The following is a 26,713-nucleotide window of genomic DNA, read 5'->3' on the forward strand; positions in this document are numbered from 1 at the left end:
ACTTAACGATTTTTGAAAAATGGAGGTGTATCCAACTCATCTTCATCTTGTGAATTTGGAATTTCAAAACGTTCTACCGGTGACACTACTGAATCAGTCGGACGAACAATTGTCTCGCGACGTAAATCCCAATCACCAAAAGCAGATCCTTGAGCTTGTTCCGAGCGACGTTGATTTTGTTTTGGCAATTCAGCTGTTTCTGCCATATCAAAATGACGATCAAAGCCATGTGAATGAGCTGGTTTCACTGTCTCACGGTAGTTGGTAGTAGGTCTAGCTTGTGGAGCCACAACCTTCTCTACGCGGTCTTGACGAACACCTGTTGCAACAACTGTTACACGAATTTCATCACGCATACTTTCATCAATTGAAGTACCGAGCCAGATGTTCACTCCTTGACCTGCTGCCTGGTTCACAATTTGTGAAGCCTCTTCAGCTTCAATCAAGGTTAAATCAAGACCACCAGTAACGTTGACGATGACATCCTCGGCACCGTCAATAGTTGTTTCAAGAAGTGGTGAGTAAATTGCCTTACGTGCTGCTTCTACCACACGTTCTTCTCCACTACCAATACCAATACCCATAAGAGCATTCCCTTTATTTGCCATAACTGTTTTCACATCGGCAAAGTCAAGGTTAATCAATCCTGGATTGGTAATCAAATCGGTAATTCCTTGAACACCTTGACGAAGAACGTTATCTGCCTCGCTAAGAGCTTCAAGAAGTGGAGTTTTCTTATCAACAATTTCAAGCAAGTTGTTGTTTGAGATAATCAATAAAGTATCTACATGCTCACGCAGTTGATTGATTCCTTCTACAGCAAATTGTCCACGTTTGCTTCCTTCAAAACCAAACGGACGTGTTACAACACCAACTGTAAGAGCACCTAAATCTTTGGCGATACGAGCAATAACAGGAGCAGCTCCAGTTCCAGAGCCTCCTCCCATACCAGCAGTGATGAAGACCATATCTGCGCCACTGATAGCTTCCGTCAATGTTTCTTCGCTTTCTTCAGCAGCTTTACGACCAACCTCAGGTTGACCTCCTGCACCCAAACCACGAGTCAATTTAGGTCCCAACTGAATAACAGTCTCAGCTTTTGTACTACTTAATGCTTGTACATCTGTGTTTGCTGCGATAAATTCTACGCCTGTAACACCTTCGTCGACCATACGGTTGATGGCATTGCCACCACCTCCACCGACACCAATTACTTTAATCACTGCACCTTGAGCAGCAGCTGTATCAAATGAAAATGTCATAATTTATTTTTCCTCTTTATTCGTCAAACATGCTTCCGATCAAGCCACGGAAACGATCTGCTAATTTCGGTTTATTTTGTGAAGCTTGTTGGAAATCCGCCATTGGTTCTGTAGGCGCCACCGGCTCTACTTCTGGAGCAGGGGCTGGTTGAACAGGCGTTGATTGTACAAACTGAGCTGTTTTCTGAATCATTCCCCCAAAACTAAGCGGTTGTTGGAATAATCCTTCATCACCCTTGACTGCTCGTTGAGCCAAGAGATGTACTTCTGTCAATTGTCCCGCAAATTCTGACAGACTAATCACATGCGCAAAGGCTGGATTACGAATTCCAACTTGGTTTGGAACATAGAGTTTGACACGAACACCAAAAACTTCTTGAGCAAGCTCCACAATACCCGGTAAAATAGCCGTTCCACCAATCAAAACAATTCCACCAGGAAGATCCAATAAATGTCTTCTGTCTAAGTCTTGTTTGATTTGTTCAAAAATATGCTTAATTCGTGCAGAAATAATCTCTGACAAGTAATTTTCTGTTACTTCAACAGGTTCTACTTCCCCGATCACTTCGACTTGGAATGTTTCTTTACTTGCGAGAGGAGGATAAGCCTCTCCATAGTTTAATTTCAAACCTTCGGCTAGTTTCTGTGATGTCTTCAAGACTTTAGAGATATCCTTAGTTACATAATCTCCGCCTTCTTGGAGAATATTGGTAAACTGGAGTTCTTGGTTACGGATTGTAGCGACAGTCGTTTGACCTGCCCCCATATCAATCACTGTAGCACCAAATTCACGTTCACCTTCATTCAAAATAGATTGAACCATTGCTAGTGGTGAAATAATAATATTTTCAACCTGAACACCTGCACGTTCAACTGTCTTACGTAGGTTATGCAAAATAGTGCGAGGACCTGTATAAAGTAAACCACGCATTTCAAGGCGAACCCCCATCATACCACGTGGATCACGAATCCCTTGAAAACCATCCACAATAAATTCCTCAGGAATGAATGTGATAACTTCACGATCAGGTGTCATACTCTTTGTCAAAGCTGATTTGACAACATTTTCGACATCTTGATCCATAATTTCCTTGGTATCAGATGTTACTGGAATCATTCCTTGAGTTGGTTCTACCTGTAAGAGATTAGCTGGTAAACCAACATTCACTGATTTAATTGAGATGCCTGCTTTTTCTTCTGCTTGGGAAATTGCTGATTTGATAGCAGTTGCTGCTGCATCAATATCAACAATAATTCCATCCTTTACACCTTTACTTTTGGCATTACTCACGCCAATTACATTTAATTCACCATTTCTCTGCTCAGCTACAAGCACCTTGACAGAGCTTGTTCCAATATCTAGACCTGTAAAAAAGCCTTCTCTAGCCATTACATCGCATCCTCTCTATCTTCCAAGTTTCTAACTTCGTAATATTCAATAGCTAAACGTAGGCATAGCTATTCACAGAATATTATAACACAAAAAATCTCATCGTGCTCAGTTTTTTCCTAAATTTACCAGCTAATTTTTTAGTTTTTCTGTTCAGAAATTCATTCACTGTAAACTTTGTCAACAATCTGTCTATTGTACAAAAAAGAAAGCTCATTTCTAAGCTTTCTTTGCAATCATTTTTTCTGCTTCTTGTTCTAAAAATAGTTCTAAAATTTTCTTTGTCAACGTAATCGCCGCTGACAAGGCCAGAGAAACGATTAAATAATTAGCTACTAAGCCGTGGTCTCCAACCAATGGCGGTTTTGTCAAGAATCCATAATCTCCACCTGTTACTAAATTGACCACAAAAATCAAGGCATTTAGTCCAAAGGTCATGAGAAAAATTCCCTTCACATCCAGCAATCGCGCATTATACTGTCTCAATAGATAAACTAGAGAGTTCCCCAAGAGAGCTAGGTGCCCAAAGATAAAGGACAAAATGGCAATGTGGGGGAAAGGATAGGGATCTGGCACTGGATAAACAAAGGCAGCTAATGTCCCAAATGTTCCTAGTAATGCAAAATACTGCCGATATTTGGACTGACCAGGAAGCAAAAGTACCACAAACATAGCCATACGGCAATGGTAAAAGGGTAAGCTTTCTGACAATGGCATATGATTAACCCCGTACCATCCATAAAGAAGGATTAACTGAACTGCCTGCAAGATTTGGAAAAATCGTTGATAAGCCTTCTTTTCACGATAACGATAGGCTGTATAAAAGGTCAAGGCTAAGAGTGTAAATATACTGACATACCAAAAAAGATCAAACTTGGGTGGTTCTGTTGCTTGGGTCGTAAAGAAAATATCCCATAAATTCATCTAGTATTCCTCATGATTCAAAATTTTCCTGCATTTTATTATACCATGCTATTTGTCAAAAATGAATTTAGAAATACGATAATCATCTTCTTAATCAAGATATTGCTCCCTCTGACCTTGATAAACCTGCCAAAGAATTTCTATTTGCTCCTTGGTAATGCGTTTTTCAGATAAGGCTGGCAGTTGGTCAATGGCAAAAAATTGAAGGGCAGCAATTTCTTGATTTTTTTGGAATTGTCCATCAAGAAGCTTACATTCAAAAACAAACTTTGCATATTGCTTGCTCTGTAGTTGGAAACGATTTGTATCAAAAACAGCTAGTAGTCTTTCTACTTTAGCTTCAAAACCGGTTTCTTCTTCAATTTCCTTGAGAATATTTTCTGTTGGAGAATAGCCGACTTCACCAAAGCCACCTGGCAAAGCCCAATCATTCTCTCCTTGTCCCCTAACCAGACAAATCTTTTCGTCCTCAACAATCCAAGCACGGACGTCCATTAACGGAGTCGCATAAGCAGAAGTTGGCTTCAAGACTTCTGCCACTTCTTCGGAATCAAGGTCTGATGCCTGATTCAACATTTCAGATAAAAGGCCTCGCAAGTCTTCATAGCGCTCACGGTCGAAAGGATCTTTTGTAAAGGTTAATCCAGTATCTGTAAGGGCAATCATTCTTTGAAGATACTTGGCAAAATCACTAGCATTCATTTTCTAAACTTTCTACCAGCTTAGCTAGATTCATGGAGTTAGAGCCCTTGAGCAAGATTTGATCATTAGCTCCTAGACTTTCCTTGACCTGCTTAACTAGGTCTTCAAATTGGTCTTGATCTTCTGTTTTCTTGAAGTAGTAAACGTGGCCGATTGGGAACATTTGACTGGCAAGTTGGGCCAATTCAGCAATATCTTCTCCATAGAAAATAACGGTATCCAGCACATCTGGCGAGAGGCTCAAAATCATCTGGTTATGAAGTTGAACAGACTGGTCACCAAGTTCCTTCATATCCGCCAAGACAGCGATTTTTTTGCCACCTTCATTAGCTGGAATGGCAGAGAAAGTCTCTAAAATCAGCTTCATAGCAGTTGGATTGGCATTGTAAACATCTGATAGGATATCTGCTCCATTGGCTGCTTTCTTCCACTCGGTACGGTTACGCGTCAATTCAAGTTTTTGGAAGGCCTTATGAATTTGTTCCTCAGTCACTCCTTCTTGCAAGGCAACATAGGATGCAATCATAGCATTAGTGGCATTGTACTTACCAGTCACTGGCAAATCAAGGACTTGTTCCAAGAAATTAGCCTTAAATGTCAGACTATCCTTGCGCTCAACCAAGTCTGTGATTTCCAACTCTGCCCCTTGCCCAAAACGAACCACCTTTTTATCAGTTGGCAAGTAGTCCTCTACAATCGAGTCAGCTGGCGCTAAAAGCAAGGAACCAGGTGCCATCCCGTCTGCAATTTGCATTTTTCCTTTAGCAATCTCAGAACGGTCTTTGAAAAAGGCTAAATGGGCTTCTCCAACCAAAGTCACGATGGCTGTTTTTGGACGAGCCAATTCTGACAAGAGATGAATATCTCCCAAGTGATCCTGCCCCATCTCCAAGACTAACTTTTCTGTTCCTTCAGGCATATGGAGAACTGTGTAAGGAAGACCAATCTCATTATTGTAGTTGCCTTGTGTTTTGTAAGTTTTGTAGGTTGTTGATAGCAAGTGCGCCAACATATCCTTGGTCGTTGTTTTACCATTTGAACCCGTAACCGCAAAGACATCAACAGTCGTTTTTTCAAGATAGTAGGCTGCTAGTTGCTGAAAGGCAGTCAGAACATCATCTACTAGAATATAGGGATGATTTGCAACCTCTTTCTCAGACAGGGTTGCTGCTGCACCATTTTCAAAGGCTGTTTCGATAAAGTCATGACCATCACGCGCACCCTTGAGGGGCACAAATAAATCTCCTGTCGCAATTAAGCGACTGTCAAACTCAGCTTTTTCTAACTGGGTGTCCTCAAAGATACTGACATCATTTTTAGCTCCTACAACTTGAGCCACTTCATGGATTGTTAATTTCATTTCTACTCCTTTAAAAAGGGTTGAAGTCCGAGAACTCTAGTCACCTTGCAGTGATGGTTCTGGCTTCTACCCTCTCTTTCATTTTTATAGCAAATGCGCTTCGCGCTTGTCAAAACTTTCCTTGGCAAGGTCAACCAAACGCTCGATTAGGTCTGGATAGCTGATTCCCATATTGTCCCAAAGTAGTGGATACATTGACCACTGGGTGAAACCTGGCATGGTATTGAGCTCGTTGAGGAAAATCTCTCCCTTGTCTGTATAGAAGAAATCGCAACGAGAGAGACCGAGGCCACCAATGGCACGGAAGGCTGTTTCTGCATTCTGACGCATGACAGCTACCACATCATCACTGATTTTAGCTGGGATATCCATAGTAATCTTGTTATCAATATACTTGGCATCGTAGTCATAAAAGGCAACATCCTTGACTACTTCTCCTGGTAGCGTGCTTTTGACATCGTAGTTGCCTAGTAGACCAACCTCGATTTCACGGGCATTTACCCCTTGCTCTACCAAGACACGACTGTCATATTGGAAGGCAAGTTTCAAAGATTGACGGAGTTCTTCTTGATTTTCAGACTTAGAAATACCGACACTAGAGCCCATGTTTGACGGCTTAGTGAAGACTGGATAGGCCAATTTTTCTTCAACTTCGGCAATTTTAGCAATCACATCATCACCTTCAACGATGGCCACATAAGGAACTTGAGCAATACCAGCAGATTCCAGAACACGCTTAGTCGTGATTTTATCCATGGCAAGACTTGATGACAAGATATTGCAGCCGACATACGGCATTTTCAAAACTTCCAAGAATCCTTGAACAGAGCCATCCTCTCCCATCGGACCGTGAAGAACTGGAAAGACAACTGCACCTTCTTCGTAAATAGCACTTGGTGCAACCTGCTTATCCCAATCAATGGTTTCATTGGTCATGAGACGGTCCTCTTGACCTGGAGTCTGACTAAATTCCTGCGTTTTGATAAAGTCACCTGACTGACTGATAAAGAAAGTCTTGACTGTGAAACAGTCATAATTGACCGCACGCATGACACTTTCCGCTGAAAGGACAGAGACTTCGCGTTCCGCACTCCGTCCACCATATAAAAGAATAATCGTTTGTTTCATATTATTTGTCCTAATTCTACTAGAATACTCGCTCTTTAGTATATCATATTTGCTTGTTTTTTTAAAACTTGAACCTGATCCTACTCATCACACTATACAAAAAGAGGCCGATATGAACGATTTTCAGCCTCCTTGATTTTTTTATAAACGAATGGAGTTCGTAAATTTGTCTACACTTACAACTCTGTCCGATTTTCAATAGCCCGTAAGAGTGTGACTTCGTCCGCATACTCGATATCTGCTCCCACAGCGAGGCCTCGTGCCAGGCGCGTAACCTTGATCCCAGCTGGCTTGAGTAAGCGGGAAAGATACATGGAAGTCGCTTCCCCATCTGCTGTGGCATTGGTTGCTACGATTACCTCTGAAACTTCACTATCCATAAGACGAGTCATAAGGCTCTTGAGATTGATATCGTCTGGACTGATACCATTCATAGGAGAAATAAGGCCATGCAGGACATGATAGAGTCCATGGTATTCTTGGATATTTTCCATGGCCGCCACATCACGACTATCCTCTAGCACCAAAATCGTTGTCTGGTCACGAGTTGGATCGGTACAGATAGAACAAGGATCGTCGTCTGTCAAACGTCCACAAATAGAACAGTAGGTCAATTCTCTCTTAGCAGAAAGGAGATTTTTTGCAAATTCATTGACATCATCATCAGACATCCCAATCGTATAAAAAGCCAGACGCGTAGCCGTCTTAATCCCGATACCTGGTAACTTAGAATAACTGTCAATCAGCTTAGCAATAGGTGTTGGATAAAGCATAATTTCCTTTCTAGTTCATTGGATGGTATTTTTGATACAGATTGATAATGTCACGCGCAATGGAAGGTCCTACACCATTTGTTAGATTGGTATTATGAGGAAAGACCACTGCAACAGCGATTTGGGGATTATCAGATGGGGCATAGGCTACCGCATTGGTATTGGTTGCTTGCTGACCATCTGCCACATAGCTTTCGGCTGTACCCGTTTTTCCGCTAATGGATACCAAGGCACCATTTGAAAAGGCACGTCCAGTTGTCAATCCGCTAGTTCCATGAGCAACCTGATAAAAACCTTGGTGCAAGACACTCATATCGGAGTCGGATATATTGACCTTATTCATCTCTGTCGGTTGCAGTTGCTGAATCAAGTCGCCTAGGCCTCCCTTATCATTATTTCCATAAATGCCTTCAACAATACGAGGAGCCACACGAACACCATCATTTGCAATAGTTGCTACATACTGAGCCAACTGCATGGGCGTATAGTTATCAAACTGCCCAAAGGCATTGGTAATGAAATTGGCAAAGCTATACTCTTTGGGAACAAATCCAGTAGATTCATCTGGTAGGTCAATTCCGGTCGCAGCCCCCAAGCCATATTCGCCAAAGGTCGCACGAAGTTTTCCCATAGCTGTTTCCAAATTGCTGGTTCCAACAAACATATTTGGTTGATAGGTCTGGCCCATGATTCCAAGAGCGGTTTGAACCATGTAAGCATTAGATGAATACTCCAAGGCTTCCACAGCTGTAATAGGAAAAGATCCATATGCCAATTTATACCAAGAATAAATTGGAGCTGAACCTTGGAAAACAATAGGCTGATCTGTTAAGGTTTGGTTTCCTGATAAAACACCATTTTCCCAACCTGAGCTGATGGTAGCGGCCTTAACTACTGACCCTGGGACAAAGACATTGGTTACCGTTCCCAAGGAATCAGGCGTCAAGTCTCCCGTTTTCAGGTCATGTTTGAGTCCTGACATAGACAAAACAGCACCTGTTTTGGGGTTAAGGGCGACTGCATACACACCCTCAGAATACTTGGCTCCACCATTTCCTAGCTCGGAATTGAAATAACTTTTCAGCAAAGCATCCACGCTATCTTGGAAGGCCAAATCAATGGTCAGTTTAATATTATTCCCTTTGGTACCATCTTCGATATTTTCGACACTTTCCATGTTACCGTACTTATCTAGATGAATTTCCTTCACTGAGCGTTTACCTTGCAAGGTTTCCTCGTATTGCTTTTCTAGATAAGAGGTCCCCACACGGTCATTTAGAGAATAACCTTTTTTAAGATAGGCATCTGCTTCTTCCGCTGGGAGACCAGCTTTTTCACTCGACACACTACCAATTATAGAGGAAAGGGAAGTTTCTAAAACTTTTCTTTCCCAAGAAGTAGAAATACTGATACCAGGTAATTTCTTGGAAGCGGAGGCAATCAGAGCAATCTGGGTATCTGTCAAAGAATCCGTCACAATGCTTCCTGTCGCAAAGTTTCCAACCGCATTTAACTGACTAAAAAGATAGACTTCTTTCTTTTCATCCTCTGTATAGTTTAGTTGACTCGTCTGGACACTATCGACCGCATTGTTATACAGTTCTGATTCAGATAGACGATTACCATCTGAATCCAAGCGTTTCTCACTTGGGAGAGCCTCTACTGTTTTTTTATAGATCTCAGGATCAGCTAAATAATAATCTGCCAGCTGGCGTTCTGTCAAATTTGGCGAAGTGATGCTCACATATCCCAGTAACTGACTAGCGATTTCTTTCAGATCTTTAGCCGTCATTTTATTGCTACGCGTAAAGGAAACAACCTGCTTTAACGTATTTTCTACCAAAGGTTTGCCACTAGCATCATAAATCTCCCCACGAGCGGAACTGGTTGTAACCTTGGTCTGACTAGCTGAAGCTAGCTTTTTTTCATAAAAATCCTTATTCAGAACCTGCATATACAACAAACGACCAATAATGGTCAGAAAAAGTAAAATGACAATTGAAAACAATAAATTAAGCCGAATCGGAATCGAATGGCTATTAAATTTTCTCATACAAATCTGTCTCATTTCTAATAAAAATCTTACTCTTAATTGTACCACAATTTGAGCAGAAAATTATGGAAAAGCAAGAAGCTTTTTCTCGTTTTTACAGCAAGATATGTTTTTATTTATTCATCCCTATATTATATGTTATAATAAATGTAAAAGTTCAAAAATCTAGCCTTTTTCCAATACGACTCATTTAAAGGAGCCTTCCCTATGGACAAACCAGATATCGCAACTGTCATTGATTCCCACTTCGAAGAAATGACAGACCTAGAACAAGAAATCGCTCATTATTTTTTACAAGCAGAAACAATTGCAGATGATTTATCTTCTCAACAGGTCACTCAAAAATTACATATCTCCCAGGCTGCTCTGACCCGCTTTGCTAAAAAGTGTGGTTTTACAGGTTATCGAGAATTTATTTTCCAATACCAACATCAGGCAGAAAATCAAGCCAACCAAGTCTCCAAGCACAGTCCACTGACCAAACGTGTCCTCAGAAGCTATAGCAATATGAGGGAACAAACACAAGACTTGATTGACGAAATCCAACTAGAACGAATTGCCCAGCTAATCGAAGATGCTGAGCGTGTCTACTTCTTCGGAACAGGGAGTTCTGGCCTCGTAGCTCGTGAAATGAAATTACGCTTCATGCGTCTGGGTGTGGTCTGCGAGGCTTTGACCGATCAAGACGGCTTTGCTTGGACAACCAGCATTATGGACGAAAATTGTCTCGTACTTGGTTTCTCACTTTCTGGCACAACACCTTCTATTTTAGATAGTCTATTAGATGCCAAGGAGATGGGGGCAAAGACTGTACTCTTTTCAAGTGTTCCCAATAAAGATAGCCAGGCCTACACAGAGACTGTTCTGGTAGCCACCCACAGCCAGTCTTCCTATATCCAACGAATATCCGCTCAACTTCCTATGCTCTTCTTTATTGATTTGATTTATGCCTACTTTTTGGAAATCAATCGTGAAAACAAGGAAAAAATCTTTAATAGCTACTGGGAAAATAAAAAACTCAACGGCTATCGTAGACAAAAACGCGTCAGAAAATCCTAGTTTGGCTGAGTCAAACTAGGATTTTTATTCATCACCAAACATACCTCTTCAAGATTATGAATTAGTCATATCTTGACTTAGTCTTGAATAATTTCATGTAATCACTTTTTGAAGGGAGTAAATAAGCAAGTCTGACGGTATCCTCAACAATTGTATATAATACGATGTAATCCTTACTCAAGGTCAATCCTCGCGTTTGGTAGTGAGGGTCTAATTTCTTACCAAATTTTTCATCGGCATCAAATCCAGCTTGAGGGAAAATTTCTAGACGATTAATATCTTTTCTGATACTCGCCACTTTTCGTCTCGCAGCCTCTACAGAACCGATTTCCTCTGCTATATACTGATATATTTTATCCAGACTATCAATCACTCTAGGAGAATACAAAATCCTATATTTTTTATAATCCATAGCGTGTCACGACATCCTCATCTGTCAAGTAATTTCCAGCCTCAATCTTGGCATAACTTTCTTGAACTTCTGCTTGTAATTGTCTAAACAAATACTCCTTCTCTAATTCCTCTTCATTAAGTAAATCTACTTCATTTGTTACAGCAACATTCTTTAAAAATAATCTAAGTGCCGATGAAAGAGAGAGATTTTTTTCTTTTAACACTTCCATGGCATCATTTACCAATTCCCTATTAGCTTGGAAGGTCACAATTTTATTTGAATTCGCTATAGCCATTTTATATAATTCCTTTATATATTTTCTTTATTATCTCACAATTATAAAGAAAGTCAAGGGAATTTGATTAGAAAATCCTAGTTTGGTCTAGCCAAACTAGGATTGTTTTGTTTTAAAGTGATAATAAGCTCCCAACATACCTGCTGTATTTTGGTGATGGGCAAATTCTAATCTCGTCTTATCAGCCAGACTTGGTACCAAAGCATCTTTTAAAGCTTTTCGAATTTTAGGTTTGAGGATTGCCTCTTGCCCCATGATACCCCCACCGAGAATAACCACTTCTGGATTGGTAACGTAGCAAATATTTGCCAGACCTTTTCCTAGATAGTCGACCATTCGGTCAATACCAGCCATGCAGACCTTGTTTCCTTCAGTGGCTTCCTTAAAGATGCGTCGGCCATTCCACTGATCAACTGGATCTCCATGACCTGCTGCTACATACTCCACCAAGGCTGTTGTAGAAGCCAAATCTTGGAACGCTCCATCCTGCATATGCATATAACCGACTTCACAGGCCGAATTACTAAAACCATGGAAGACTTTCCCATCCATAATCAAGCAACCACCGATCCCTGTTCCAATGGTCAAGCAAAGGGTGACACTCGCCCCCTTGCCTGAACCAGATACCGCTTCAGCAAGACCTGCACAGTTGACATCATTTTCAATTTCACAAGGAATATTAAAGCTTTCTTCGATTTCCTTTTTGAACTGAGTTCCTGCATAATTTGGAATCTGAGGCCCAGCATAGAAGATTTCACCCTTGTCAGGATCCACCATTCCTGCAGAAGAAATGGCAACACCTGCTACTGGTCCTTTTTCTAAATAGCTGCCTACAATATCTTTTGTCTTTTGTAAGATATGAGATCCACCCTTATGCGCCTCTGTTGGCATTTCATGCGATTCAACAAGTTGGCCTTCTTGGTCAATCAAACCATATTTGATATTTGTTCCACCGATATCAATTGCAACGTAGTGTGTCATAAATACCTCCTTATGGATTAGAGGAAGCGCTCCTTGGTTTCACGAATCAAGGCTGCAGCTGCTTCTACAACTGGACGATCGTCTTCAGTCACTGGTGTCAATGGTGAACGAACAGAACCAATGTTAAGTCCTTCATTGATTTTCAAGACTTCTTTAATGACACCATACATATTTCCATGTGCAGAAGTGAGTTTACCAATGATAGCGTTGATAGCATACTGTAATTCACGCGCTGTTTCCAAGTCTTTATCCGCAATCAATTGATTGAGTTTCAAGAAGAGTTCTGGCATAGCACCATAAGTACCACCGATACCAGCTTTAGCTCCCATGAGACGACCACCTAGGAACTGTTCATCTGGACCATTGAAGACGATATGGTCTTCCCCACCAAGGCTCACAAAAGTTTGGATATCTTGAACTGGCATAGAAGAGTTTTTAACACCGATAACACGTGGATTCTTCAACATTTCTGTGTAAAGGCTTGGAGTCAAAGCAACCCCTGCTAATTGAGGAATGTTATAAATCACGTAGTCTGTATTTGGAGCTGCAGAACTGATATCGTTCCAATATTTAGCAACTGAGTATTCTGGCAAGCGGAAGTAAATTGGTGGAATCGTTGCAATGGCATCTACACCCAAACTTTCTGCATGGCGAGCAAGTTCCATACTGTCTTTAGTATTGTTGCAAGCTACGTGAGCAATAATTGTCAATTTGCCCTTGGCAACTGCCATGACTTCTTCCAAGATTAACTTACGGTCTTCAACGCTTTGGTAGATACATTCACCAGAAGAACCATTGACATAAAGACCTTGAACACCTTTATCAATGAAGTATTGAACCAAGGCACGCGTACGCTCTGGACTTACTTCTCCTTGATCATCATAACATGCGTAGAAGGCTGGAATGACACCTTCGTATTTTTTTAAATCTGACATAGATTTTCTCCTAAGATTTCTTTTTTTCTGCTAACAGCAGGATTTATTCTTTACGTGTTTAGTATACACCTTGTGAAAATCGCTTTCAATATCTTGTGCACACTTAGATTTTAGTTTCGATATGTATTTTGAAACGTTTAAGGCTTGAAAGTAGTTTCAGAAACAAGCTAAACTATTGATATTTTGCGAAAATTTTCTCCATCAATCCAGTCTGGATAAAAACTAATAATCCAAACCCAAAGAGTAGGAAGGCCGAGCCACCTAAAAGTAAACTGAAAGCGGACAGATAAAGAACCATCACAATGAGGAAAAGAATGGCTAACATGAGGAAGAACCAAGGAAAGTTAAAACTTGCCAAAATAAGTCCTTTTTGCAACACTTCTTTCCAAGTCAAATCATAGCGTGCAGCGATGGGATAGCTAGCCAACATCACGATAGTGAGGAAGATAAGAACGCCTAGACAAATAGCTTTCACCATTTGGAAAGGCATAGCTGTCTGACCCCAGAAGAGATAGAGGTCTAAAAGACTCAACAAAACAATGCCCAACTCTAGCAAACCTAATTGGAAGCCCAATTTCAGATTTTGCTTGAAAGCTCTTAGATAGATTTTAAAGACAGGCACACGTCTGCTCTTCTTAATCTCAAACATAGTCTCGTAGAGACTAATTTTAGCCACTCCAATCGTCACTATGGGCAAACAAGAGACAATAAAAAGAAGATTGGCTGTCACGATATCCAAGACCTTCTCACTAAAACGCATGAGAAAGTTATCTGTATCAAATGCTGCCTTGATAAGGCTTACTCCTTTTTGTGCCATGTTTGCTCCTCCTGATTTTTTAGTCAATCAAAATTTTAAAGAGATATTTGCGAACCTTCTCTTCCATACCTGCATAGCCATTTGGCTGATGTGGTTCTCCTGGGAAGAAAATCGCAAAATTGTGATAACCCAACAATAGTGGGTAGTGTTCATGACAATGAACAAAGCCAATATCACTTGCTTCGTCGAATGCTACTGCTTCATCTTTGATACGTGAACCGTAACTCGAATATTCATGTCCTTCTACCAGCAAATGCAAATCTGCATAGTTCTTATGATGCTCAAATTGATCATTTTCAGATTGATTGAGGACATTTTCCTGAACAACTAGAAAGACTTTATCTCCGTCAATCTCATACTTACCTAATTCGAAAGAATCCTTACGGTGCTGGTAGAGATAATCGATAGCCTTGTCTAGATTGGGATGAATCCCTTTGTAAAAGGTGATGTTTTTCAAATCGTCAAAAATCATACTGTTTCCTTCGTTTCTGATAGTTAACTAAAATCATTCTTAAGTTGATAAGTGTCTAACAAAATATCTAAGGTAAGCAAATACCCAACATTTTGTAGACACTTATAACCTCTATATTCTCTAAATCTATAAAATATATTTCTGTATCTTGATAGATTTATTTTCCTATACTCAATGAAAATTGAAGAACAAACTAGGAAGCTAACCGCAGGCAATACTTAAGTATGGCAAGGTGACGCTGACGTAGCTTGAATTCGATTTTCGCAGAGTATTATCCTTTAACAGCTCCCATAGTAATACCTTGTGTGAAGGATTTTTGGAAGACAAGGAAGACTGTTACTATTGGCACGGCTGCAAGAGCAGCACCCGCCATAATCAAACCATAGTTGGTTGCCATTTCAGCCTGCATGGTCGCAACCCCAAGTGAGATGGTCAAGTTTTGACGTGAAGTCAACATGACCAACTGCATGAAGTAGTCGTTCCAAGTGTTGATGAAGGTAAAGATTGCAAGGGCTGCAAATCCAGGTTTCACAATTGGAAAGGCTACGCTCCAGAAAGTACGAATCTCACCACAACCATCGATTTTAGCTGATTCAAGCAATTCTGTTGGGATATTTTCGCTGAATTGTTTCATGAGGAAGACCCCAAATGGCCATCCAATCAAAGGCAAGATAACCGCCCAAAGAGTGTCATGAATTCCCATGAAGTTGACGATACGTACCAATGGTACAAGGACAACTTGTTTTGGAAGAGCCATAGCAGCGATGAAGATGGCAAATAGGATACGTTGGCCATAGAAACGTTTTTTAGCTAGTACATAACCTGCTAGAGAAGAGGTTGCACAGACTAGGAACATGGTTACCAATGAGATAAATACTGAGTTCCACATCCATTGCATAGCAGGGTTTTGCACCATGAGTTGTTGGAAGTTTTCCATGGTTGGCATTTTAGGGAACCACTGAGGAGGAATAACGATTGTATCAGGTTGTGATTTGAATGCCCCTGTCAAAATCCAGTAGAATGGAAAGATAAACAGCACAGTCAACAAGAGCAAAATGATTGTTGAAATAACAGTAAAGGCTGTTAATGGTTTTTTTTCTGTAGATTGCATAGCTGTCTCCTTTCTTTAGTATTCTACGTCGTTTCCAAGTACTTTAAATTGAACAAAGCTTACGATAGCAATCATGACTGCCAAGAAGACACCAATTGTGTTGGCATAGCCGTATTCTGTCAATTGGAAGGCTTTTTCGTAAAGGTAATACATAAGTGTACTTGTTGAGTAGTTTGGACCACCAGATGTCAAAAGCTGAATCAAGGCAAAACACTGGAATGAGTTAATTGTTGTGATGATTGCAATATAAAGAGTTGTTGGAAGAAGGCTTGGCCATTTAATCTTCCAGAAGACTTGAAACTCAGTTGCACCATCAACACGCGCCGCTTCAACCAATGAATTGTCAATATTCCCCATAGCAGCGATATAAAGGATAATCGGCTGACCAACTGAAGTTGTCAAAAGGATAATCATAATCGCCATCAAAGCCCAGTGTTTGTCTCCCAGCCAAGAAATGTTCTGGCTGATGATATGACTTGACTTGAGGACAAAGTTTAAAATCCCTGATAATGGGTCATAGATCCATTTCCATACAACTGTTACGGCAACACTACCTGTTACAACAGGTAGGAAGAAGACGAAACGGTAGAAGGATCTGGCAATGGCATTTTGATGATAGGTCTGAGATGCTACAAAGAGTGAAAATAGAACAACAACTGGCACAGATCCAATAACCAGGATAACCGTGTTGATCAAAGACTTCATAAAGACAGGGTCTTTAAACATACGGATATAGTTGTTTAATCCTACAAACTCAAAGTTTGTCATAGAGTAATTAAAGAAACTTGTAATGAATCCCATCACCATAGGAGCCAATACAAAGATGACAAAGAAGAACAACACTGGTGCTAGGAAAGCATAGGAAATCACTGTTTCCCGCATACGAATTTTATTGACTTTCACAGTCGGCACCTCTCTTTCAAATAGAATAATTTTTTGACTTTCTTGAACTGTTTTAAAATCAAAATGAAATTTTTTAAGATTCGCTTATGTAAGAACTTCATTTTAATTTCGTGACAGTTCCTTACATTTCAAACAAAATCCTCCCTTTTCTTACATAGACTATGCACAGGGAAAAGGGAGGGATCAATCTGATTTAGTGCTTATTGTTTTGTAGCTTTTTTAATTGTTTCGTTAGCTTTTTCAGTGAAGGCTTTCAAAGCGTCCGCTGGTTTTTCGTCACCATTTGATACAGATTGCAACATTGGGAACCAAAGTGTTCTCATTTCAGCAAAACCATTGATAGTGTTGTAGTATGGTGAGTAGTATTTAGTCCAACCACTGATTGTTTCCATACGTTTGTCTTCATAAAGTTTGCCAAATGAAGTACGAACTGGGAAGGCACCTGTACGAACAACGTCTTTTGGACCCCATTCTTTGTCATCCGCGATGAATTGAACGAATTTCTTAGATGCTGCAACTTTCTTGTCGTCTTTGTTGTTGAATACTGCAAATCCGTTTACAAGGTATTCAAGAGCTGGTTTGCCTGAATCTGATGGGAATGGCACTTCTACCACTTCTACTTTACTTGCTTCCAAGAGTTTAGCTTGGATACCGTTTTGAGCTGGTGCCCAAAGGATTGTGTAAGATGTTTGACCGTTGGCAAAGTTTTGGATATCTGCTCCACCGTCAAATTGTGAACCATTGTTCAACAAACCGTCTTTAATCCAGCCAGCTGCTTTTTCAAGACCTTTGACGAATTTAGGATCATCAGTTGTATATTTTGTTACATCTTTATCTGTTACAGAAGCTCCATAAAGGTTTGAGATGAAGGCACGTGTTCCTTGGTCTCCCCCTTGACCAGAACTGAACAATGAACCTGGTGTATATCCTTTATCTTTAAGCGCTTTCAAAACCTTTTCAAAGTCATCAGTTGTCCAACCTTCTTTTACAAGGTTTGCAACTCCAGCATCTTCCAACATTTTCTTGTTCATAGCCATATAGAATGGTGCTGAACTGATTGGATACATGTAAGCTTTGTCTCCAGCTTTACTTGCTTGTACAATGTTTTCATTGTTAACATCTTTAACAAATTCGTCTGTGAAGAGATCGTTCAACTCAGCCAATTTACCATTTTTACCGTATTGGATGATACGTCCTGGTGCGTCAAAAAGTACGTCTGGAGCTGTTCCTGCTTCGATAGCTGTTGTGATTTTTTCAGGTCCTGACTTGAAGTCGATGGTTTCCAATTTCACTTTTACATCTGGATTGGCTTTTTCAAAAGCTTCGATGATTGATTTTTCATATGTTCCAACACCGTCACCAGTTTTTTCTTGAGTGAAGACTGGGAATGCCCACCAAGTGATTTCTGTTTTAGCGCCATCTCCACCGGATTTAGCAGCATCTTTGCTACCACCAGAATTACCACATGCAGCAAGGCCAAGAATCGCAGCACCCGCAAGTACTGTACAAGCTAGTTTTCTAAATTTCATTTGTATTCTCCTAATTGATAAGCGTATCCATATTGGATAATGAGTTCTTGCATTTGTATACGTTTTCATTTCATCCTACGCATCCACCACTCTCCTCTGTTTTAAGATTGTGTTATTTAAGACCAGCAACGAAGCGTTCTGTAATCTCTTTTGGTCTAGTAATAGCGCCACCAACAACGATACCTCGCACTCCGTATCCCAGGATTTGTTTGGCTTGTTCTGGTGTATGAATTTTCCCTTCTGCAATGACATCTACACCAGCATCACAAAGTTTTTTGATCAATTCAAAATCGGGACCATCCACTTTAGGACTGTAAGATGTGTATCCTGATAAGGTTGTTCCGACAAAGTCAATTCCCGCTTCAACAGCGGCTAGTCCTTCTTCAAAAGTACTAGTATCAGCCATCAAGAGCTGGTTAGGATATTTCTCTTTAACCTGACGAATGAACTCTTGAATTTCCAAACCATCATAGCGTTCGCGTTTAGTACAGTCTAGAGCAATCACTTCAATATCTAGTTCTGCTAGTTCATCAACTTCTTTCATAGTAGCCGTGATGAAGGGTTCTTGAGGTGGATAATCTCGTTTGATAATCCCGATAATCGGAAGTTTTGTAACCTCCTTGATTTCTTTGATATCACGAACACTATTTGCTCGGATACCGACTGCTCCACCTTGCTCAGCTGCTTTGACCAGCAAGGGAATGACTCCTCCCGCTTCTGTATAAAGCGGTTCGTGAGGAAGGGCCTGACAAGAAACGATGATTCCATCTTTGATTTGTTCAATCAAGGCTTCTTTAGTAATCTGTGGCATCCTCTTTCCTCCTTTTCTTTGTTCTTATGAGGTCATTATATATCATTTATTAAGCGCTTTCAATACTTTGTGGTAGAATAGATTTCAGTTTCAAAAGTATTTTATAGAACAGCCATTTCTGAAAGTAGTTTCAGCTAATATAAATATCCGTATATACAACCAAATGAACTAAAACTCTTCGAAAATCAAATTCAAACCACGTCAGCGTCGCCTTACCGTACTCAAGTACAGCTTGCGGCTAGCTTCCTAGTTTGCTCTTTGATTTTCATTAAGTATAAAACTAATAAGAATCACAATAAGCTCATTCATAAATGGTTACCTAAAGAAACTAAGAAAACGACTTCTAAAGAAGTCGTATTCATCAAAAATTGGATTAACAACTATCATAAAAAATGCTTGAACTACAAGTCTCCCAGAGATTTTTTTGTTGCTAACTAACTTGAAATTTAGCGTTTGTATTTGAACGACAAGCCTAACACAGAGATGTTTTCTTATGTCTATAATTAGCTTTTATTTACTCAAGAAGTTCCAATTAAATTTCTTATAAAAAATTGTATAGCGATTTTGACTATTCTCGCTATGTTCATATAAAATTCCGTATTCTCCGTCACCTAAGTCTTGTAATGAATTATATGCAAATTCCCCACCTTGAATTAGATTATGCTTCAACCAAGTTAACTCGCCATTTTTCTCAACACGTGCCAAGTGAACTAGACCATCTTTTCGTTCGCGTCCTGGTCCAGCAGCATTGCTAAGAATAATATACTCTTTCCCATCATGCATAGTATGAATAGCTGACATTTGCACATAGGCATCTTTTACTTCTGGATAACGTTTGATTGTTTTCTCCCAAGTCACTCCACCATCTTTACTAGTAGCAACCTGAAGATCCCCAGTCAAGCCACGCATGAAGAGTTTGACATCACCATTATTTAATTGAAGAACAGTTGATTCTGTATTTTGAGCGCCACTATTATTCATATTAGACGAGTGGATGACACTATTTCCAACAGGTCGATTATCATTTGGGGCTTCTCCAGCATGCCAAGTTACCCCATGATCATCTGAATAAATTAGACGCGAAGACTGCGAACCACCTAAATGCGAAATACTGTTTGTTGTATAAGCTGGTACCAATATCCGTCCCTTATGCTTACCTGTACGTAATACAATACCTGTTCCAGGACCTGTTCCAAGGAATTTCATCCAATCTTGTCGAATCCCTGGTGTGATATCTTTCGGTGCAGACCATGTTTTACCATCATCATCACTATAAGACATCCATAAATAGCTAGTATTTGCAACTCTAAAAGGATTTTTCGTACTTTGTGCAAAGTAAACATTACCAATTAAATCCTTCCCTTTATACAAATCACCTTTGTCGCTATATCCTAGTTTTTTGGGATTTACTACAACATGATAATCTGTTTTTTGATTTTTAGAATTATAAACTTCACCATTTTCACGAATTGTATAATATCCTTTTTCGCCTGTTTTATATAAAATTTGATAAGTTTTATCCCCTATACGCTCGTATGCTTTTTCAGGTTTAGCAGGCATACCGAATACTGCTTTTCCTTCTGGGAACATATCATAAACCGAAAAGATTCTCTTAGTTTCCGGATCTTGAACTAATACCATATCAATATTTAATGGCGACGGAGCAGTTTTGTCTTTGGCATCTGGATTATCACGAAGATTAGAAATTGTTATTCTATCTCCCCACGTCTCTCCTCCGTCCTGACTTCGACGAACTACCATACCAATATCTCCCCAATCTGCGAATTGTAAACGTCTTTCATCCGCTCCGGCAATTAATGTGCCTTTATCTGTTTTTAGCAGTGCTGGAATTCGGTAAGTATTAATTCCATCCTTATTCAATCCACCATTTACACCACTTACAAAAACTTCCTTCTTCTCTGTAATTTTTGCACTTTCCGATGATTTCACTTCTAAATCCGCTACTTTAAATAATTGACTGCGTTTCCCTACTTCTTCAGGCGTCAAGGCACGATCATATACAGTCAGATTACGAACCTGAAGATTGGATCCCCACATTGTTTGGTTTGCTCTCTTAGTAGTTCCAATCTGAACCTGATTAACATCTGGCATATCTTGAATAAAACGACCAGATTTTGTATTTGTTCTAGATAAAACTCCATTGACATATAAACGAACTTGTCCATTTGGTTGGTCTACTTTTGGTCTTTCCACTGTGAAAGTAACCGAATTCCATTGACCAGGATTTACTTTAAGCGGTGCATCTGAATAACTTCCGTAGAAATGATTTCCATCAGCTCCTCGTGCTTCGACCATTGCAGTACCTTTATTAACAGACATACTGAAATATTCGTCTCTTTTCTTATCACTTGATACAGAAAAGAGATTATAGAATTGCGGAGCATTAGCATCTGGTTTAAACTCCATATGAATAGTCGCATTTTGAAGATGTTTCAACTTATCTAATGCTTCTGCCAAGTCAACTCTTTGCCCATTTCCAGCATTCGTAGCAAGGTCTTCTTTTTCAAATACAGTTTTAACATTCTTTAAATCTCTGGCAAAGTAATCACGTGGAGGAAGCACAACGTCATCTGCACTTCTAGTTTTTCCTGGAAGATTCTCTGTTTTTTCTCCTCTTCCTGCATTTGATTCTACTGGAAAATTTCTAGAATTTCCCCCTTGATTAATTGGCACTTCTTCTTTCAGACTTTCCTTTTTAATTTCACCTCCATTAACAATTGCTGAAGCTAATTTACTAGAATCTACTTCTATTATAGGTCCTGATACAGATGTTCTACTTTCTAAAGTAGTTTCAACCTTATTTGCATCAATATTAGTAGTGGTTTCTTGTGCTAATACTGGTGAAATACCAGACAAGACCGAGCCGATAACTATAGAAGCAACTCCGATAGTAAATTTTCTAATACCATATCGGTTTTTACGATTAATAAAACTCTGATTCATATAACTCCTCCGATGCTTTTGCTAAGCGATTTTTTTAAAATTTTTGAATTAGTTAAAAAGTTAGCACTGGAAAGCAATTCAACTAATACGATTGCTTATTCTTGATTAATCTATGACTCTCTAAAAGTAATTATTTTATTTCATAAAAATCTAGATTTTTCTTTATTATACAATAAAACAATATATTTTTCTATATTAATCTACAATAGATTCTATTTTCAGAAATATTTTTATACTTCTATATTCTTTAAAAGTACTTTCGACTTCTATAACAAAAAGAAAAATAATATATTCTCCAATGTCATTAAGTTAGGACTAAACTTTCTCCTTCAATAAAGAGTGTAAACGATAACCCCTGAGCCTTTTGTTTCATATTTTTCTCTTTTCGCTTTACAATTAGCTTGAACACCTTTACTGTATCGCGCTTGGAATTTTTTGAGCATAATCTTCGATGCGCGAGTCTGGTATAAAAAGATTTTGATTTTAGGAATTCTTTATTATGAATTTTAAAAATCGATAGATTAGACAAAAAAGCGAACAATACAGAATTCTGAGTGTCAGATAACTCGTTTTGTTCGCTTTTTATATTTAAGGCTAGACTTTTGTCCCAGACTCGGTTTATTTTATATAAACATAAGAGTTCAAAGAACAACTGAAGAAAAATTAACTGTCTTTTCGTTTATAAGTAATCATTACTCCAAGGATCGTTCCCACAAAACCAAATAAGATTGTTAGTAATGAAGAAGTCTCACCTGTATTTGGTAACATAGTCTGTTCATCGTTACCTACTGTCTTATCTAATTGATTAAATCCTGATCTCTCATTTGTAGATAACAGTTTAGGGGATAGAGAAAGTTCCTCGTTCTTTTTAGCTTCTATAGTTTTTTTAAATGGTGGATTGTCGATAGAGAATCGGAAAGTCATCGCATAAATACTAGAATTGCTAATCTCAAAAATAATCTTTCCATCTTTTTGTTCGAATTCAATAGTGTATAGGTTTCCTTCTGGATCTACAGCATAAACATTCTCAACAGAATGATCCGTAGCAAAAGTAACTAGGACTTTTCCGTTAGGCTGAACCGTTCTAGCAGCTGTATCCTTCAATTGAATATCAAATGCTTTATAGTTTAATGAACTTAGATCACTAACTTGAACTTCTTGAATTTGAACACCTATCACATTTTCCAATACTTCTTCTGAAGCTTGAATTTGCACACTTCCTGCTTCATTTTTGAAAATACGTTGTGAACTAGCAATTCTTGTGATAACTTGTTTCATTGTTGCTTCATTCTTACTATCTCTATTGTTATCATGCATAGGACTTGCTACCACATTCACTCCACCTGTATAGTCTGAAAGATGATGAACCTCAGCATCCGAACCATTCACTTTGTCTCTAAACTCTGGCTTAGCTACTGTAGGAGCTGGAGAATCTCCTAATGTAGATAGAACACCACTATACGCTGGAACTTCTGTAACAAGAGATTCGCCTCCATTCACTCCGCCTGTGAAGTCTGAAATGTGATGAACTTCAGCATCTGCACCATTGACCCCGCCTCTAAACTCTGGCTTAGCTACTGTAGGAGCTGGAAAATCACCTAATGTGGATAGAATACCGCTATACTCTGGAACTTCTGTAACAAGTGAGTCGCCTCCGTTAACTCCGCCTGCAAAGTCTGAAAGGTGATGGACCTCAGCATCCGCACTATTAACTCCACCTCTAAACTCTGGCTTAGCTAATGCAGGAGCTGGATAATCACCTAATGTGGATAGAATACCGCTATACTCTGGAACTTCTGTAACAAGTGAGTCACCCCCATTCACACCACCTTTAAACTCTGGCTTAGCTACTGTAGGAGCTGGAGAATCACCTAATGTGGAGAGAACACCGCTATACTCTGGAACTTCTGTAACAAGTGATTCGTCTCCGTTAACTCCGCCTGTAAAGTCATGCTGTTCAACTGTTGGGGCCGATTCTTCTCCTGAGGTTGATAATACACCCATATACTCTGGGATTGCCAGTATAGGAGATTCAGTGAAAGGAACTCCACCTTTAAACTCTGGCTTATCTACTGTAGGAGCTGCAAAGTCACCAGATGTACCTAAAATACCAGAATCTTCTTTTCCACTATCTTTTTTTGGATCTAATTTCCCAGCTAAATCCTTATCCGAATCCTTCTTAGAAGGCTCCACTTCTTTATCTTCAACATAGACAGGATCTTTTGGTTGACCCGCAATATAAGAACGAACCCAATCCAGCTGCTCTTTTGATAAAACTAAACCTCCACTGCGGCTTCCTACAACACCATTTTGGTGAACTCCAATTAAAGCACCTTTGTCATTATAAAGACCACCACCAGACGCTCCAGGTTTCGTACCTCCATAGCTAATTCCCTCTATTCCAGAGCCGAAGTCTGTAGTTCCTACTACTTTGCTATCTAAAACTGGACTTAGCTTGTTATCTGGAAAACCATAGACCGAAACTGAATCCCCCTCTGCAACTTTCGAAGATTGTTTTACAACCTCTACAGGAGTTACTCCTTTTACTGCTTCTTTTAACCGAACCAAAGCTAAGTCATTTTTAAATCCAAATACTGAATCTTTCTTATTCCAATAAACAATATCATCATCTGAAAAATTCACAGACTTACCATTCGGTAAAGTTGCTTTATACACTGTATTGGTGCGACCAGACTTAGTAACTACCTCAGAACCTTTAACTGTTAAGAAATTATGAGCGACTGTTAACACCAAATTGGGTGCAATTAAAGTACCTGACCCCGACCCATCTGGCGTTTGAATGTGCGTTGTAGCATAGAAATTTTCTGAGCCATTCGGAGCTTGTAACACTTCTTTACTAGGTACAGGTAAGTTCGATTTACCACTCAAATCGACTTTACCAACTTCAGTTCTTGCAAAATCCGAAGAAGACGTAGATGGAGGAGTTACCGAATCTACTACAGCTCTTATAATTGTATCTCCTAAAGCTAACTTACTGACATAGTCATCAGACCAAGTAGTATCACTTGCTAGTTTGTTAACTGGCACTCCGTTATAGGATACCACTTTAGCTGTTGGGGAAGTTGCTATTAACTGTTTGAAGTCTGGATTTTGTCTTAAATGAAAATTCAAGCCACTTCCAACAGGACCTTCCTGAACAACCTTATCTGAAATCAAACGAGTTCCTTTAGTATCTTCCACTCGAAGTAGAACACGACCTTTTTCTTCACCTTTTACTAAAGTAGCTCGACCTTTTTCATCAAAACTATACAAAGCACCGTCAATCTCAGACTCTACATCTTTTAAAGCTATATGATTTTCATCATAGTAGTAACGGTTTGCACCATCTATATACCAACCCTTTATACCATATTTATCAATCATAGAACGAATCCAAGTTCTGTGCTTTTCCGTAAAGATAGTACCACCGCCAATACGCTCACTCTCAGGAGCGTTTGAAGTATTTGTTCCGTGCTGGTGGATACCGACTACCTCTCCCTTATCATTAAACAAAGGAGCACCTGAAAAACCTCCTAAAGCTGAGGAATGATAAGTGACTGCACCACTCTCTTTATTGATACTGCTCACAGTTGTTGAGACTGAATAAGCCTTACCGTCTTTCAATCGAGCTTTATTTTCTTTACTTAAATTTGGAGTAGAAAAATCATTGGGATATCCGACCATAGTGATTTCATCACCAGTAGAAACCTCTTTATCGCTCAGTTCTCTTGGTGAATCTTCACCACCTGTCATAGCTTCTACAGGCTTTTTAGTTACCACTACTGCTAAGTCGTTGCTATAGTCTTTACCAAAGTCTTTGCCGTTATACAAGTGAATAAAGTCTTTTTCAAGAGCTTCTGATACCCCTGAAGTAGGTACTTTATTGCTTTTCTCCTTTTCCGAGTTCATTACAACATAACTACGAGCAGACTCCCCACCACGCAAGACCGCAGACTTATCCTCTTGGTTTTTATCATAGTAGTTATGAGCTACTGTTACCATCACATTCGGCGCTACAAAGACACCGCTACCTGATGCGGTTTGTTTTCCACTTGTTCCGCTATCATAAGTGGTATAAGTCATAGCAACACCTTCTGCAGATTTACTATGAACATCCACATCTTGAATATCGCTACCACCTTGAATGACATCAGCATAAACAACCCCGCCACCAATAACTGGTAACTCTGGTGCAGCTAAGCCAATCACCGCTGATAGTGTCAAACAACCAACCAAACCATAAGCTTTGGATTTACGAAATTTTCCCAAACCTTTTAAACATACAAACATGCATTACCTCACTTTAACTTTCAAAGTTAATTTATCCTAGTATATTCTAAAAAATAAAATATTACAGTTTCCATTAGCATAACACTCTCTACTTTGATTCTTACAATAAAAATAGACATGGACTATTTTGCTACTTTACAAATGCTATTTAAGTACTGTATCTACAGGAATATCGTTTTTACAAGATATTATCCTAATGAGAAAACCATCTTATACATAAACTTATATATAAATGTTCATTTGTAGCGAAACTGTATATTTTCTTATAAATTATAACACATTTCACAGACGCTTTCCAATATCTTGAAAGAACTTATACCAAACTAGATAGAAAATGAATTGTTTTACACCAAGGTCAAGAAAAAAACTCATACTCAATGAAAATCAAAAAGCAAACTAGGAAGCTAGCCGCAGGCTGCTCAAGACACTGTTTTGAGCTTGCAGATAAAGCTGACGTGGTTTGAAGAGATTTTCGAAGAGTATGAATTTCAAAGTATATATGAACTAGAATATTTGCTGACTAGACTCTGTACAAAAAGAGAGCTACTAGGCTCTCTCAT

General features: G+C 39.3%; 20 protein-coding genes and 2 pseudogenes. 2 read left to right on the top strand and 20 right to left on the bottom strand.

Annotation, left to right across the window (positions count from 1 at the left end; genetic code table 11):
* Nucleotides 1–2 precede the first annotated feature (2 nt).
* From ftsZ to pbp2b, 8 genes are all read right to left on the bottom strand, one after another.
* Nucleotides 3–1,262 carry a cell division protein FtsZ gene (ftsZ, locus tag O3601_RS03880; RefSeq protein ID WP_000144273.1) on the bottom strand — a complete coding sequence of 420 codons (1,260 nt, stop codon included), beginning with the start codon at nucleotides 1,260–1,262 and terminating at the stop codon, nucleotides 3–5.
* Between the two features lie 16 nt (nucleotides 1,263–1,278).
* Nucleotides 1,279–2,652 carry a cell division protein FtsA gene (ftsA, locus tag O3601_RS03885; protein WP_000090384.1) on the bottom strand — a complete coding sequence of 458 codons (1,374 nt, stop codon included), beginning with the start codon at nucleotides 2,650–2,652 and terminating at the stop codon, nucleotides 1,279–1,281.
* 219 nt (nucleotides 2,653–2,871) lie between these two features.
* The gene (locus O3601_RS03890) at nucleotides 2,872–3,576 is read right to left on the bottom strand and encodes a TIGR02206 family membrane protein (protein WP_261193080.1); all 705 of its coding nucleotides are present in this window, start codon (nucleotides 3,574–3,576) and stop codon (nucleotides 2,872–2,874) included.
* A 90-nt stretch (nucleotides 3,577–3,666) separates the two neighbouring features.
* Nucleotides 3,667–4,278 (bottom strand): NUDIX hydrolase, encoded by a 612-nt coding sequence (locus O3601_RS03895; RefSeq protein ID WP_261193082.1) that lies wholly within the window; start codon nucleotides 4,276–4,278, stop codon nucleotides 3,667–3,669.
* The gene (gene murF / locus O3601_RS03900) at nucleotides 4,268–5,638 is read right to left on the bottom strand and encodes a UDP-N-acetylmuramoyl-tripeptide--D-alanyl-D-alanine ligase (protein ID WP_261193084.1); all 1,371 of its coding nucleotides are present in this window, start codon (nucleotides 5,636–5,638) and stop codon (nucleotides 4,268–4,270) included. Before murF ends, O3601_RS03895 begins: the two co-directional genes overlap by 11 nt.
* Nucleotides 5,639–5,722: 84 nt before the next feature.
* Complete coding sequence (locus O3601_RS03905) at nucleotides 5,723–6,766, bottom strand: D-alanine--D-alanine ligase (protein ID WP_261067965.1); 1,044 nt, start codon at nucleotides 6,764–6,766, stop codon at nucleotides 5,723–5,725.
* 176 nt (nucleotides 6,767–6,942) lie between these two features.
* Complete coding sequence (gene recR, locus O3601_RS03910) at nucleotides 6,943–7,539, bottom strand: recombination mediator RecR (protein WP_000966754.1); 597 nt, start codon at nucleotides 7,537–7,539, stop codon at nucleotides 6,943–6,945.
* A gap of 10 nt (nucleotides 7,540–7,549) precedes the next feature.
* Nucleotides 7,550–9,607 carry a penicillin-binding protein PBP2B gene (gene pbp2b, locus O3601_RS03915; protein WP_371471242.1) on the bottom strand — a complete coding sequence of 686 codons (2,058 nt, stop codon included), beginning with the start codon at nucleotides 9,605–9,607 and terminating at the stop codon, nucleotides 7,550–7,552.
* A 192-nt stretch (nucleotides 9,608–9,799) separates the two neighbouring features.
* On the opposite strand from pbp2b, the gene O3601_RS03920 reads away from it, so the two are divergent.
* On the top strand, nucleotides 9,800–10,651 hold the full coding sequence (locus O3601_RS03920) for a MurR/RpiR family transcriptional regulator (protein WP_371471244.1): 852 nt from the start codon (nucleotides 9,800–9,802) through the stop codon (nucleotides 10,649–10,651).
* Nucleotides 10,652–10,712: 61 nt separating this feature from the next.
* On the opposite strand, the gene O3601_RS03925 is transcribed toward O3601_RS03920, so the two are convergent.
* The 10 genes from O3601_RS03925 to O3601_RS03970 form a co-directional block, all read right to left on the bottom strand.
* On the bottom strand, nucleotides 10,713–11,063 hold the full coding sequence (locus O3601_RS03925) for a type II toxin-antitoxin system RelE/ParE family toxin (protein WP_000384863.1): 351 nt from the start codon (nucleotides 11,061–11,063) through the stop codon (nucleotides 10,713–10,715).
* Entirely contained in the window at nucleotides 11,053–11,340 is a 288-nt protein-coding gene (locus O3601_RS03930; protein ID WP_049521894.1) for an XRE family transcriptional regulator, read from the bottom strand. Before O3601_RS03930 ends, O3601_RS03925 begins: the two co-directional genes overlap by 11 nt.
* Nucleotides 11,341–11,436: 96 nt before the next feature.
* Nucleotides 11,437–12,321 carry an ROK family protein gene (locus O3601_RS03935; RefSeq protein ID WP_371471246.1) on the bottom strand — a complete coding sequence of 295 codons (885 nt, stop codon included), beginning with the start codon at nucleotides 12,319–12,321 and terminating at the stop codon, nucleotides 11,437–11,439.
* Between the two features lie 17 nt (nucleotides 12,322–12,338).
* On the bottom strand, nucleotides 12,339–13,256 hold the full coding sequence (locus O3601_RS03940; RefSeq protein ID WP_049539986.1) for a dihydrodipicolinate synthase family protein: 918 nt from the start codon (nucleotides 13,254–13,256) through the stop codon (nucleotides 12,339–12,341).
* Nucleotides 13,257–13,428: 172 nt separating this feature from the next.
* The gene (locus O3601_RS03945) at nucleotides 13,429–14,073 is read right to left on the bottom strand and encodes a YesL family protein (RefSeq protein WP_049539984.1); all 645 of its coding nucleotides are present in this window, start codon (nucleotides 14,071–14,073) and stop codon (nucleotides 13,429–13,431) included.
* 19 nt (nucleotides 14,074–14,092) lie between these two features.
* Nucleotides 14,093–14,545 (bottom strand): YhcH/YjgK/YiaL family protein, encoded by a 453-nt coding sequence (locus O3601_RS03950; RefSeq protein WP_049539982.1) that lies wholly within the window; start codon nucleotides 14,543–14,545, stop codon nucleotides 14,093–14,095.
* 271 nt (nucleotides 14,546–14,816) lie between these two features.
* Nucleotides 14,817–15,656, bottom strand: a complete 840-nt coding sequence (locus O3601_RS03955) for a carbohydrate ABC transporter permease (RefSeq protein WP_001192010.1) — start codon at nucleotides 15,654–15,656, stop codon at nucleotides 14,817–14,819.
* Between the two features lie 15 nt (nucleotides 15,657–15,671).
* Nucleotides 15,672–16,538 carry a carbohydrate ABC transporter permease gene (locus O3601_RS03960; RefSeq protein ID WP_162489574.1) on the bottom strand — a complete coding sequence of 289 codons (867 nt, stop codon included), beginning with the start codon at nucleotides 16,536–16,538 and terminating at the stop codon, nucleotides 15,672–15,674.
* Nucleotides 16,539–16,759: 221 nt separating this feature from the next.
* A complete protein-coding gene (locus O3601_RS03965) occupies nucleotides 16,760–18,088 on the bottom strand; it encodes an ABC transporter substrate-binding protein (protein ID WP_049539980.1) in 1,329 nt (442 codons plus the stop codon).
* Nucleotides 18,089–18,200: 112 nt separating this feature from the next.
* Nucleotides 18,201–18,899 (bottom strand): N-acetylmannosamine-6-phosphate 2-epimerase, encoded by a 699-nt coding sequence (locus O3601_RS03970; protein ID WP_049539978.1) that lies wholly within the window; start codon nucleotides 18,897–18,899, stop codon nucleotides 18,201–18,203.
* Nucleotides 18,900–19,178: 279 nt separating this feature from the next.
* On the opposite strand from O3601_RS03970, the pseudogene O3601_RS03975 reads away from it, so the two are divergent.
* Nucleotides 19,179–19,362: pseudogene (locus tag O3601_RS03975) on the top strand (IS30 family transposase); the annotation flags it as partial.
* Nucleotides 19,363–19,412: 50 nt separating this feature from the next.
* Here the strand turns inward: O3601_RS03975 and O3601_RS03980 are convergent.
* Both O3601_RS03980 and O3601_RS03985 read right to left on the bottom strand, forming a co-directional pair.
* Nucleotides 19,413–21,863 (bottom strand): annotated as a pseudogene (locus O3601_RS03980) (sialidase domain-containing protein); the annotation flags it as partial.
* Between the two features lie 663 nt (nucleotides 21,864–22,526).
* Nucleotides 22,527–26,153, bottom strand: coding sequence for an SIALI-17 repeat-containing surface protein (locus O3601_RS03985; RefSeq protein ID WP_371471248.1), 3,627 nt, complete (start codon nucleotides 26,151–26,153; stop codon nucleotides 22,527–22,529).
* Between the last annotated feature and the right edge of the window lie 560 nt (nucleotides 26,154–26,713).

The sequence above is a fragment of the Streptococcus sp. 20925_1_69 genome, assembly GCF_041432365.1.
Lineage (GTDB): Bacteria > Bacillota > Bacilli > Lactobacillales > Streptococcaceae > Streptococcus.